This window comes from Streptosporangium sp. NPDC005286 (assembly GCF_040607515.1).
Lineage (GTDB): Bacteria > Actinomycetota > Actinomycetes > Streptosporangiales > Streptosporangiaceae > Streptosporangium.
In genome coordinates, this window is sequence record NZ_JBEXGU010000287.1 from 1 (window position 1) to 6,909 (window position 6,909).

The 6,909-nt window shown below is 65.6% G+C and carries 6 protein-coding genes; all 6 read right to left on the bottom strand.

All coding sequences use genetic code 11. The features are described 5' to 3' along the window. Positions 1–36: 36 nt before the first annotated feature. Positions 37–1,509, bottom strand: a complete 1,473-nt coding sequence (locus tag ABZU75_RS44505; protein ID WP_355568940.1) for an MFS transporter — start codon at positions 1,507–1,509, stop codon at positions 37–39. Between the two features lie 322 nt (positions 1,510–1,831). Continuing rightward, positions 1,832–2,461, bottom strand: a complete 630-nt coding sequence (locus tag ABZU75_RS44510) for a GntR family transcriptional regulator (protein ID WP_355568943.1) — start codon at positions 2,459–2,461, stop codon at positions 1,832–1,834. 77 nt (positions 2,462–2,538) lie between these two features. Beyond that, positions 2,539–3,984: an aldehyde dehydrogenase family protein gene (locus tag ABZU75_RS44515; RefSeq protein WP_355568946.1), complete on the bottom strand. Its 1,446-nt coding sequence runs from the start codon at positions 3,982–3,984 to the stop codon at positions 2,539–2,541. A 17-nt stretch (positions 3,985–4,001) separates the two neighbouring features. Further along, positions 4,002–5,087, bottom strand: coding sequence for an NAD(P)-dependent alcohol dehydrogenase (locus ABZU75_RS44520; protein WP_355568949.1), 1,086 nt, complete (start codon positions 5,085–5,087; stop codon positions 4,002–4,004). After that, complete coding sequence (locus ABZU75_RS44525; RefSeq protein WP_355568953.1) at positions 5,087–6,385, bottom strand: cytochrome P450; 1,299 nt, start codon at positions 6,383–6,385, stop codon at positions 5,087–5,089. Before ABZU75_RS44525 ends, ABZU75_RS44520 begins: the two co-directional genes overlap by 1 nt. A gap of 300 nt (positions 6,386–6,685) precedes the next feature. Beyond that, the coding region (locus tag ABZU75_RS44530) for a hypothetical protein (protein WP_355568956.1) at positions 6,686–6,909 on the bottom strand (224 nt) is incomplete at its 5' end.

Consider the following 6,909-nt stretch of genomic DNA (forward strand, 5'->3'; position numbering starts at 1 on the left):
GGCGCGGCATCGCCGCGCCGGGCCACGTCGGTCGGGTCAGCTGAGCGACGACTTCTGCTCGCCGACGATGGCCGCGGGCCGCGCATCTCGCGCGGGCTCGCCCTCGCCCTCCGCGATCTCGCTGAGCAGCTCAGAAGCCGCGAACTCGTCCTTCGCCGCCACCTGATCGAAGCCCTCCACGGCCGGGTAGATGTACTTGCCGAGCAGCGCGATGGTGATGGCGGACGCGACCAGTATTCCGCCTAGTATGGGGAAGACCGGGTCGTAGGTGCCGAAGTTGTCGTATGCGAGGCCGAGCAGCAGCGGCCCGAAGCCGGTGCCGATGAGGAACACCGACTGCATGAGTCCGAAGACCTTCCCGAAGGCGCGCATGCCCAGATACCGCGTGATGAAGAACGCGACGAGGTCGGCCTCGATGCCGTACGCCACCCCGACCAGTGCCACCGCCACGGCGGCCGAGACGAAGGGCGGGTGAAGGAAGAAGAGCCCCACGACCGGAACGAGGATCACGATGGGCCCGATGATCGTGCCGGGGATGCGATCGATCAGGAATCCGCCGCCGACCCGTCCGACGACGCTGGCCAGAGCATAGATGGTCAGCAGAAGAGCTGCCTGCGCAGAGTCCAGACCGAGATCGCTCATCATGGGCACGAGGTGCACCTGCAGTCCGACGATGGCGATCCCGACCGCGCCGAGCGCCAGCGTGAGCATCCAGAAGTGCCTTGAGCGCAGCGCCTCGCCGAACGTCAGTCCCGGCAACTCCAGGCTCACCGACTTTCCGTCGTCCTCGGTCTCGGTGACGAGCCGGCCGCGGACGTGGCGCTCGGCGCGGGCCCGCACGAACACGGTGATCACCGAGACCGAGACGATCAGTGCGATCAGTGCCAGCGTTGCGTAGGCCATCTGCCATCCAAGCCGACCGATGAGTGCCCCGGCGATGATCGGCGTGAGGGACGCCCCGAGACTCGTGAACCCTGCGGAGAGTCCGATCGCCAGGGCGCGCTTGTTGTCGAACCAGGTCACCAGCGTCTTGACGATCGGGGTGTAGGTCCCCGCGCCGAATAAGCCAAGGAGGAAGTAGGGCACGAGGAACGCGATGGGGTTCGCCGGCATCAGCCCGATGATCGCCGTGGAGACCGAGAACCCGACGAACGCCGGTATCAAGATGTACCGCACGGCGTACCTGTCGAGCAGTCTGCCGACGATGATGAGGCCGATGGCCATGCCCACCGCAGCGACGGAGTAGGCGCTAGTGACGGTCGTGCGGCCGAATCCGGTGGCTTCGGTGATCGGGATGATGAAGATCCCGAGCGTGTTCACAACGATCGGCAACGGTCCTACGGCGGTGGCGATGCCGGCTCCGAACAGAACCAGCCACGGATTGCCTTGCTTGCGAGTTCCCCGCTGTGTCGTCTTTGGCATATGAGAGACCTCTCGGAGTAATGCCGGTCGGGTGCGACTATTCGCGTGTCCCGGTTCCTCGACTGGCACTGCCCGGTCGAGAACCACTGCGAGGTCGTCGAACCCAGCCCGCAGGGAACTCCCGCTCACCGTGCGAACCGCTATTCGTCGTCGACGCCGGCCTGAATGTATACTGAAGCGCTTCACGCTAGGGTTACATGCTCGGTTATGCCGCGCAAGAGTGGATTTGAACCCGGATTTGTATACTAGAAGCCAGTGGTTACGCATCGGCCCGATGCGTCGGTCCGATCCGCGTCTCGGTCAGCCGGCGTGCCACGCCGTGCCGGCGCCCCGCCCCACCAACGGCAACGCCCTCACGGCTTCCGCCGTCGACGATGCCCGTGTGATTGCCCGCTACCCCTGGCTCGAGCTACAGGGGTAGAGACTCTAGGACGTTCGCCAAGCTGTTGCGCAGGTGGACCGCGGTCGCCTGCGAGGCGAAGAGCTCGTCGCCGCTATGGATGGCCTCGACGATTTGCATGTGCTCGAGCGTCGCGCGGTGCAACCGTTCGGAGTTCGATCGGGAGTAGAAGCGAACGCGCGCCATCTGGCCGCGGACATCTTCGAGCGCTGACCGCAGGTACTGGCTGTCGGCCGCCTCGTCGATCGCCGCATCCAGTTCGCTCGACAGGAAGTACGGACGGCGCGGGTCAACCGCCTCCCCCGGATCCGGACCACGGCGAAACTCCGCCAGGAGCGTTGCGAACCGCTCCGGGTCCCGGCGTCGCGCCGCGAGTCGCGCCGCTTGGGTCTCCAGCGCTTCGCGCAGTTCGAACAGTTCAATGACGTGTTTGCGCGAGAGGGGGGCAACGATCGCCGTCCGCCCGGACGTCGTGACGAGGCCTTCCGCCGCAAGACGGGTCAAGGCTTCGCGGATCGGAGTTCGGGAGACCCCGACTCGCTCCGCAGTCTCGATCTCTCCCAGAAGCGTTCCCGGCTTCAACACCCAGTCGATGATCTCCTGGCGTAGTTGCCCGTAAGCCACATCGCTCGCTCGCACGAGGGCTATTCTAAATCGGCCCGTCGCCCGGGCAGGCCCGTTCACGCCTCGCATCGCCACGATCCTCCGCGAATCAGCTAGCCGGTCATGCGCGCCGGACCTGCGATGACTTGCATCTCCGTGAAGCTGTACAGTCCCCAGGGCCCGTTCTCCACGCCGATCCCGCTCCACTTGTGCCCGCCGAAGGGCAGATGCGGCCCCAGCCCGCGCGCGTGCTGATTGATGGCGACCTGACCTGAATCGATCTGTGCGGCGATGCCGGCCGCACGCTCGATGTCGTTCGACCAGACCGATGCCGTCAACCCGTATTCGCTGTCATTGGCCCGCCTCACGACGTCGTCCTCGTCTCGGAAGGACAGGACCGGCAGCACCGGCCCGAACTGCTCCTCGGCCACGACGCGGAAGCTGTCGTCGACGGCATCAAGGACCGTCGGCCGGAAGAAATAGCCGCCATCGCCGGCCGTCTCGCCGCCCGCCACCACCCGGGCACCGCGTGATCTCGCGTCGTTCACCAGATCATTGACCCGCTCCCACTGGGGACGATTGTTGACGGGGCCCAGCTCGACACCCTCTTGCAGCCCGTCGCCCATGCGCACGGATGCGGCGAGCTCCCCGAGCGCCTCTACAAGCCGGGGTTTGATGGATTCGTGCGCATACAAGCGCTTGACCGCGACGCAAATCTGCCCACTGTTGCGGAACGCGCTCCAGAACAGACGTGGCGCGATCTCATCGACATCGACGTCGGGGAGGATGATCGCCGGATCATTGCCCCCGAGTTCCAGGGTCACGCGCTTGAGATCGGGCGCGGCCCCGAGCGCCACCTTCTTCCCCACAGAGGTCGAGCCCGTGAAGCTCACCTTGCGCGGCACGGGATGCGCCACCATCGCCGCCCCCAGGGGATCGGGCCCCGTGACGATGTTGAGGACGCCATCAGGCAGGACACCGCGGAGCGCCTGCCCCAATGCGAGAGTCGCGAGCGGAGTGTACGGCGACGGTTTCACCACGAGGGTGTTCCCCGCCCTGAGGGCTGGAGCGATCTTCCACATCGCGAGGCCGACGGGGAAGTTCCAGGGTGTGATCGCGCTCACCACACCCATCGGCCTGCGGAAGATCTCCTCGTAGCCGTCCGCGTCGTCTCGGATGACTTCGCGCGGCAACTCCAGATCAGCGTAATAGCGCAGCCAATGCACGGCGCTCAGGATCTCGCTGCCTGCCTCCGCGACAGGTTTGCCCTGCTCCATCGTGAGGATGCGTGCGAGAGTCGAGACGGTCGCCTCGATAACGTCTGCCGCCCGTCGCATGGCGTCACGGCGCGCCGACTCGTCCCGCTTCCACAGGTGGAACGCCGCCTGCGCGTCCGCGAACACCTGATCGAGCTGTTCAGGACGGACGGCGGGCGCGCTGGCGAACACCTTCCCCGTCGCCGGGTTCACGACGTCGAAACGTTCCTTCGTCACGAGGTCCGTACCGTTCGATGTCGCGGTCAAGGCCTCGATTGCTGCAATCGTATCCTGCACGTTCATTCCAAATTCCTTCGCGATTAACCCATTACAAGGACGGGCTTGATGACCTTGCCAGACAGCGAATCCGCTTCGGCGAGATTGACGTCCGCCAATGGATACGCCGTGATGAGCTTCTCGAACGGGAACCTCCCCGCCCGCCAGTGTTCGATGAGCTTCGGGAGCAGAATCTGGGGAACGGCACCTCCTTCGAGCGACATGGTGACGTGTCGGCCGGTCAGGAGCGCCGGTGGCACATCCAGTCGCCCTGCCCCGGCCCCGACCAGGACAGCTTTGCCCGGCCGGCGGAGGACGGAGATGGCGGTCGTGATGACTTTCGTGACGGCCGTGGTCTCGAACGTGAAGTCGAACCCGCTGGACCCGCCCTTGACGGCATCGATGAGGTCTGGAGCGTCACCGCGCACGACCCGGCTCGCGCCGAGTTCCTCCGCGAGTGCGAGCCGCGAGTCATGCAGATCGACGACGACGATGTCGCCGGCGCCGGAGAGCCGGGCAGCCATCACAGCGGCGAGACCGACGGCACCGGCGCCGAACACGGCCAGACTCTGACCCGGACCGAGCTTCATCTCGTTGAGGACCGAACCGGCTCCCGTCTGCAGTCCACATCCCAGCGGGCTCAGCAGCTCCAGCGGCAGGTCGTTCGCGACCACCACGGCATTCCGCTCCGTTGCGATGGCGTACTCGGCGAAGGACGACTGTGCGAACCAGCGGTTCACGACTTCCGCCCCACCGGCATCCACCGCCGAGGTCGTGGCGTCGACCCGCGTCCCGGTCAGATTGCGGGCCTCGAACTGCACGCAGTAGGCCGGGTTGCCCGTGCGGCACAGTGAGCACCACCCGCACGAGTCGAAGCTGAGCAGCACATGGTCGCCTGGCCTGGTGCGGGTGACGGCGCTTCCCACCCGCTCGACCACTCCCGCTCCCTCGTGGCCGGCGATCATGGGACGGGAGTCCTTCTTGTGTGAAGGGTCGCGCAGTATGAGATCGGTGTGACACATCCCGCTGGAGACAATACGGACGAGGATCTCGTCGGAACGCAACTCCCCGAGATCGATGTCTTCGATCTGGAACGGCGCGTCGGGTGCACGGAGCACTGCCGCGCGCATCAGGCGGCAATCCGCACGGGAAGGCGCTTCACGCCGTTGATGGAGTCGCTGCGCAGGAACTCGGGCTCGCCGACCTCCATGTCCGGCAGGCGCGTCAGGATCTGCTTGAACAGCGCACGCAGCTGAGCCTTGGCGACCCCGTTGCCAAGGCAGAAGTGGACGCCGCCTCCCCCGAATCCGACGTGTGGAACGCGTTCGCGCTGAATATCGAACACATGGGCGTCTGGCCACGCCTCCTCGTCGCGGTTACCCGAGCAGTAGAAGAGCATGACCTTGTCGCCTCTCTCGATCTTCTGCCCACGGATCTCGACGTCTTCCATCGCCGTACGCGCGAACTGGATGAGAGGGGAGGCGTGGCGGACGAACTCCTCGATGGACTGTGCGATGCGGTTGTCGTAGTCCTCGGTGAGCCAGGCTTTCTGGTCGGGGTTGCGCCAGAGGGAGATCACGGATCGCGATGTCGTCTGTTTCGTCGTGTCGTTGCCTGCGACACTGAAAAGCACCATCGTCTGCCCGATCTCATCGACGGTCAGGGGGCGGCCATCGATTTCGAAGTTCGCGAGCGCGGTGGCGATGTCGTCGGACGGATGGGTGCGACGGTGCGCGACGAGGTCGACCCCGATCTCCGTGAGGATGCGGATCTGCTCCTGGGCGTACTCGAGTGGGCCGACACCTTCGGGCCGGAACTCGGGGTCCTGCACGCCGACGAGGTTGTCGCCGGCCTCCGCGAAGGCGTGCACGAGGCTCTCGGGCAACCCGACGAGGTCGGCGACGGTGAGCATCGGCAGCTTGGCGGACACCTCCGTGACGAAGTCGAACTCACCTCGGTCTGCGACGGAGTCGATGATCTGCTCAGCACGCTCTTCGATCTTCGCGCTGAGCCGGCCGACGGCCTTGGGCGTGAAGGCGGCGCTCATGATCTGCCGGGTCCGCGTGTGCTCGGGAGGATCCATCTCAATGAACGTGATCGCCGGCTGCCGGCTGAGGTCACGCGCGCGCCAAATGATGCCGCCGTTGCGCTGGTCGGAGCTGAAGATCTGATGGTTCTGGCTGGCGAACGAGATGTCGTCCTTCCTCGTCAGCGCCCAGAAGCCGGCCTGCTGGTGCTCGTCGCCCGCTTCCGGTGCGAATCGCGGTTTGTGCCAGCTGACCGGCGCGTGCCGCCGAAGCCGCGAGAACGTCTCGTCGCGCACCTCGAAGGGTTGGTCCCAGAACGCGTCGGAACTGAGGTCTTCGTCGGTTGTGACGGGGTGCTCGCGCGTGAAGAGACGTATGCCGTCAGGCGTGGTGTAGGTCACTGTCGTGCTCCGGTCGATGGATGTGGCAACGGAGCGCCCCCCACTCCGTCATGGTGGCCTAGAAGCGAAATGTATACATAATGCTTCTTTAACCTAGAATATACAGCGTGGCCACCATGTCAAGATATCCTGCGAGATTGGCGACTGCCGCTGCACCAGGTGGCCATCCTTGGCAGTTATCCCAGGTGAGAGGCATCCCGAGAGCTATACAGGAACCCGGGCGGGGCCCGCTGCGTTCCTCTCGGAGTATCGTGCGTTCACGGCAATCCGAAATCCTCAGGTATACATAGCGAGCAAGGCTCATCGAATACGGCGGGTGACCAGCCATGCGTAGCTGGCCTGCCCCAGGCCAACGAGGAGCATGGCGATCGCACCCACCAGCACCCACCGGGCACCGAGATACTCGGCGGCCAACCCGCCGACGGTCGGCCCGATGATTGCGAAGACGTCGAACGTGATCCAGTAGACTCCCGCCGCGGGGGGGGGGCGGGCCGCGCCCGGGGGGGGGGGGGGCGCCGCCCCCC

Bases quoted from the DNA above. Each gene is read 5' to 3' on its own strand.
- ABZU75_RS44515 (WP_355568946.1), bottom strand. From the start codon at position 3,984: ATGAACGTGCAGGATACGATTGCAGCAATCGAGGCCTTGACCGCGACA.
- ABZU75_RS44520 (WP_355568949.1), bottom strand. From the start codon at position 5,087: ATGCGCGCGGCAGTGCTCCGTGCACCCGACGCGCCGTTCCAGATCGAA.